The sequence below is a fragment of the Methylobacterium crusticola genome (assembly GCF_003574465.1).
Lineage (GTDB): Bacteria > Pseudomonadota > Alphaproteobacteria > Rhizobiales > Beijerinckiaceae > Methylobacterium > Methylobacterium crusticola.
On the sequence record NZ_QOWC01000377.1, the window covers coordinates 1 to 3605 of the forward strand.

General features: G+C 76.6%; 4 protein-coding genes. All 4 read right to left on the bottom strand.

Annotated elements, in window-relative coordinates; translation table 11 throughout:
- The coding region (locus tag DT057_RS34265; protein ID WP_244937433.1) for an MFS transporter at positions 1 to 606 on the bottom strand (606 nt) is incomplete at its 3' end.
- Entirely contained in the window at positions 603 to 1706 is a 1104-nt protein-coding gene (locus DT057_RS34270; protein WP_128566465.1) for a siderophore-interacting protein, read from the bottom strand. The genes DT057_RS34265 and DT057_RS34270, both read right to left, overlap by 4 nt.
- A 154-nt stretch (positions 1707 to 1860) precedes the next feature.
- Entirely contained in the window at positions 1861 to 2388 is a 528-nt protein-coding gene (locus DT057_RS34275; RefSeq protein ID WP_128566466.1) for a sigma-70 family RNA polymerase sigma factor, read from the bottom strand.
- Between the two features lie 241 nt (positions 2389 to 2629).
- Positions 2630 to 3605, bottom strand: a 976-nt coding sequence (locus DT057_RS34280) for a thioesterase domain-containing protein (protein ID WP_128566467.1), incomplete at its 5' end; no start/stop codon positions are given.

A 3605-nucleotide genomic window follows, 5' to 3' on the forward strand; every position in this document is an offset into this window, starting at 1 on the left:
CGCGCCGGCCGGCGCCTGCGGCGGCAGGGCGGGCAGGCGCGCCAGGAGGAGCGGCGTCAGCCCGGAGAGCGCCGCCACGGCGGCGTAGCAGGCGACGAGGCCGAAGCGCGCCGTGAGCGCCCCGGCCAGGAACGGGCCCGCGACGGCGCCCGCCTGCGCGACCGCGGCCGTGAGGGCCGCGGCGGCGGCGAGCTCGGCCCGCGGCACCAGGGCGGGCGTCGCCGCCATCAGGGCCGGCATGCCGATGCCGAACGTGGCGCCGCCGACGATCGCGGCGGCGTAGATCGGCCAGAGCAGGGGCTCGGGCAGGGCCGCGTTGGCGATGAGGATCGCCAGGGTGGCGAGGTGGGCGGTGCGCGACCAGACCATGATGGCGCGGCGGTCGCGCCGGTCCGCGAGGCCGCCGCCGAGGATCAGCGCCACGGCCATCGGGACCGCGACCGCCGCGCTCACCAGGGCGACGTGGAGCGAGTCCCGGGTCAGGCCGTAGACCTGGAGGCTGACCGCGACCCCGAGGATGCCGTAGGCGACGAACGAGGCCGCCCGGGCCCAGAAGAGCAGGCGGAAGCCGCGGCCGCGCAGGGGCCCGAGCAGCGCCGCGGTCACGCCGCCTCCTCGTCCGCCGTGGCGCCGCGGCGCCAGTACGCGACCGCGAGGTGGCGCGTCCGGTCGAGGCCGCAGGCCCGGCGCCAATGCGCCCGCAGGCCCTTGAAGGTCTCGAACTCCGTGCCCGCCCAGGCGAAGACCCGGCGCCCCGCCGGGATCTCGACCGCCCGCACGGCGTCGAGGATCAGGGACGTGCTGCCGGCGGGCGCCGGGCCGCGGTGCAGCCAGCGCAGCGCCACGCCCGGCGGGTGGGCGAGGGGCTGCTCCTCGCCCGCGTCCGCCACCTCGATCACCGCGACGCCCGCCGCGCCGGCGGGCAGGCGCTCCAGGATGCGGCCGATCGCCGGCAGCGCCGTCTCGTCGCCGGCGAGCAGGTACCACTCGGCGTCGCCCGCGGTGCGGCCGCCCGGCCCCAGGATGCCGACCACGTCGCCGGGGCGCGCCCGCTCGGCGAAGGCGGTGCCGGGCCCGGCACCGTCCGGGTCCGGCCCGGCACCGCCGGCCGGGGCGTGGCGCACGAAGTCGATGGCGATCTCGCCGGCCGCCGGGTCGATGCGGCGGATCGTGTAGGTGCGGATCGCCGGCCGGGCCTCGTCCTGCGGCCAGAGCGGGATGCCGGTCGGCCCCGGCACCGGCCAGGCCGGGGGCCGGCCGAGCGGCGGGATCAGCAGGTGGACGTGCATGTCGGGGGCGTCGTAGCGCGCGAGGTCGCGGCCCGCGAAGGTGATCCGGCGCATGCGGGGCGTGAGGTCCTCGACGCGGCGGACCTGGAGCTCGCGCAGGGAGGGCAGCACGGCGTCGTCGCAGCCGTCGCCGGTCCAGGCGATGGCGGCGTCGGCCGCCGCCGGGTGCTCGAGCAGGTGCGAGGCGAGCATGAACTTGATGACGGCGAGCCCGGCATCGTCGGGGGATTCGGCCCGCAGCAGGATGCCGCCGGGCGCCGCCGCCACGAGGCCGAGGCCGACGTCGAACAGGATGCGGCCCGCCGCCTCCCCGTGCTCGACCGGCACGTCGTGCTCCAGGAAGTGGGCGCAGAGGTCGCCGACGATCCGGGCGGGCTCGGCGACCCACACCCGGGCTTCGGAGACGAGGGTGGTCATCGGGGCGGTCTCCCTGCGGGTTCGGTGGCGGCCGCGCCGGCCGTGCGCCGGGCCCCGCTTGGGCCGGGGCGGGAGGTCGCCCGCGCGCCGGCGCAGGGTCGCTCCCGCGCGGGCAGGGGCGGCCGGGGGCGCGGGGGTCCGGCGCGGGACGGCCTCACGCCGCCGCGGCGCGGCAGAGCGCGCCGGCGTCCCGGACCATGAAGTTCACGAGCGTCGGCGAGACGCCGATCTCGCTCGCCAGGGTCTTCTGCGGCACCCCGTCGATGCGGTGCGCCAGGAAGACCCGGCGCGTGCGCTCCGGCAGCCGCTCCAGCGCCGCCGCCACGGCCCTCAAGGCCTCGCAGCATTCGAGCCGGTCGAGGGGGCAGGTGCAGGGGGCCGCCACCTCCAGCGCCTCGTCCGCCGCGGCGAGGCGGCAGCGCTCGCGGGCGGCCTGGCGCACCCGGTCGATGGCGGCGTTGCGCACCATGCGCAGGAGGTAGTGGGACGCCGGCCCCGACACCGCGACCGCGGGCCTCTCGCAGAGCTTCAGGCCGACATCCTGCACCACGTCCTCGGCGGGACCGCGCTCCCCCAGGATGCGGGCCGCGTAGTCGACGAGGCGCGCGCGCTCCTCCAGGAACGCCCGGAGGAGGGCGGAGGCGGCGTCGCGGCGAGGGGTCGGGAGGTCCGTTCGGGGCATCGCGGGCGTCCGTCGGGGCGGCGTCCGCGCGCGTCGGCCGAAGACCGCGCCGCACGGGAACCTGCCCGATCCTTCAAGATCGAACGCGTGCTACCAGTCGCAATATTGGGAGTCAATGAAGCATACCGAAGACTTGAAACTAGAAGAATGAAAAACTGCGCCGATGATCCTAGATCGCGGGCGGCGCAAATCACGTCATTTCTAGAGAATATGCAGGAGGCGTGCCGGGCCGGCGCCCGCGTCACCGCGCCGCCGCGGCGAGCGCCCGGGCCAGGCTGGCGTGCAGGTCGGGCGACGCGACGATCTGCCGGTGGCTCACCCCGGGCACGATCTCCGTGCCCTCGACCCGGGCGGAGTAGCGCGACCAGTCGACGTGGTTGAGGCCCCGGGCGACCGAGTCCTCCGCCAGCCAGACGCGGATCGGGCAATCGTGGGGCGTCGCCCGGTAGGAGCGGTAGAGCAGCGTGTTGTCGATGAAGGTCCAGAGCTCGTACTCGCGGCTGCCGATCCCCGGCCCGTCCGTCGGCAGCGGTCCGGCCGCCCGGACGTAGGCGAGGAACTGCCGGTGCAGGGCGGGGTCCATGCGGCGCAGCAGGTCCTCCCACTCCGCCCGCATGGCGCAGGCGTCGAGCCAGGCCGCGACCCGGCGCTCGAGCGCCCGGGTCTCGTCCTCGGCGAGGTCCGGCAGGGCGCCGACCGCGAAGTTCACGTCGAGGTCGCAGACGTCGAGCATGCCGACGAGGCGCACGTCGACGTCGCGGCCGAGCATCCGGGCGGCCTCGAAGGCGAGCACGCCGCCCCAGGACCAGCCGACGAGGGTGCAGGGCCGGCCGGCGCTGGCGCGCCGGATGTGCTCGGCGTAGGTGGCGGCGATGTCCTCGACCGTGACCACGCTCCGGCGCGCCTCGGTGAGCGAGTAGCAGACGAAGCCCGTGGCGGGCTGGTCGGGCCCGAGATGGCGCACCAGCGGCCCGTACTCGCGGGTGTTCACCATCAGGCCGGGGAAGCAGTAGAGCATCGGCCGCGCGCCCGAGCGGGTGAGGTGCACCACCTGCGCGCTCCCGACCACGCCCGCCGTGACCGCCTCGGCCAGCGCGGCCGGGCTCGGGTTGTTGAAGAGGTCGGCGATGCCGACGCTGCGGTCCGGGAACGCGGCGCGCACCTCGCCGAGGGCCCGCAGGGCCAGGATCGAATCGCCTCCGGCCTCGAAGAAGCTG